This window comes from Caloranaerobacter sp. TR13 (assembly GCF_001316435.1).
Taxonomy (GTDB): Bacteria; Bacillota; Clostridia; order Tissierellales; family Thermohalobacteraceae; genus Caloranaerobacter.
Map to the genome: position 1 here is coordinate 1 of NZ_JXLL01000028.1, position 1,488 is coordinate 1,488.

At 30.2% G+C, this 1,488-nt stretch carries 2 protein-coding genes; both read left to right on the forward strand.

The features are described from left to right. Positions 1-134: 134 nt before the first annotated feature. Positions 135-350 (forward strand): hypothetical protein, encoded by a 216-nt coding sequence (locus TR13x_RS10455; protein WP_054871882.1) that lies wholly within the window; start codon positions 135-137, stop codon positions 348-350. Positions 351-865: 515 nt separating this feature from the next. Then, positions 866-1,177 (forward strand): hypothetical protein, encoded by a 312-nt coding sequence (locus tag TR13x_RS10460; protein WP_054871883.1) that lies wholly within the window; start codon positions 866-868, stop codon positions 1,175-1,177. Positions 1,178-1,488: the final 311 nt, after the last annotated feature.

Consider the following 1,488-nt stretch of genomic DNA (forward strand, 5'->3'; position numbering starts at 1 on the left):
AACTCTAATTCGTGAAAAGAGAGTTAGAAGACATTTTTATATAAAAACAAGGCTATGTTTTGAATATAAATTGATGCTAATTCCTTATTGATGAATAGGTTATAATAATATAATCAGTTACGGAGGTGATGAATATGAAAAAGTTCAATAAATATATTTATTTCGGAATGTTCCTTAATGGACTTTGGCTAATTTCAAATCGTTTTAATTTGTTGCCAGATTTTATTGAAGGGTTATGTGTAGGAGCAGGGGTTACTTTTATACTAATAGGGATGTATGCAGAAAATCATGTTATATCTGAATTGAGAAATTATAAAAAAAGTTTATTAAATAGAGTATTTGGAAAATAGCAAGAATACAACTATCTAAATAATGATATACTGTGCTATTCTTTGAATATATGGTAATTTCAACATTATATTTTAAAACATAGCCAAAAATAAAAATTAGGAGCAAATAGTGGTCTATAGGAATATTCAAGTTATTCTCTATGAAATATCAACTATGATTTAATATTGTTTTTGGTTTTCTTTTGTATTGTATTAATTATAGAAAATAAAATAAGTAAGTATATATATAATTTAAGTTTCATGATAATTTCAAAACACGCAAACAACGTCTTCTAACAAGCTAGTTTCAACATTTTACGAAGAACATGTAAAACATCGAAACTAGCGAAACCGTTATAAGACAGCTATAAAGGAGGTTGAAAATGAATTTTACTGAAATTGAAACTACTTCAAAGTGGAAAAATAATCTAAAACATGTTTATATAGTCCAAAATAGCGAAACACTTTAGGTCACTTTACCTGGATATGCATATGAGTCAGTTGCACCATTACTTTATTACGTAGGAAACGTAGCATTGGAAGAGGGGTGTGACGTTCTGTGTATCGAATATGGTTATCAGAAAAAGCAAGTAGATATAGATAAATCCAAAGAACTTGGTAATTTAGTAAAAGAGACAAAGGAAGCTATTGATAAGTCATTAGAAAACAAGTACAAAAACGTGATATTAGTTGGTAAGAGTTTAGGAACTTTTATAATGAATGAACTTAGAGAAGAATATCCTGAGAAAAAAACATCATACATTTATTTAACGCCAGTAGATAGAAGTGTTCCTAAAGAGTGTAGCAATGATACTTTAATTATATTTGGAAGTGATATAGACAATTAAGTGAGGAAAAAACCAAAAATATTAAGAAGCGTAGTGACCTTGAAGTATTAGAAATCAAAGACGCAGACCATTCAATAGAGTTTGAAAGTACAATTGAGAGTATAAAGGCACATTTAACTGTCATTGAAAAATGCAAAAAATTCATTCAAAAGCATAAGTATAAGCCAATCGTATAACAAAGTGTTTGCACAAGGGCGCTCTAGGGAAATAGAATCCTAGAGTAATGAGCGCCACACCTTCTCGATAACCGAGTCAATCGTCGCATTAGGCGTTCGCGGGCTCACAGCCATGAGCGACTCCTTGTAGAGCTC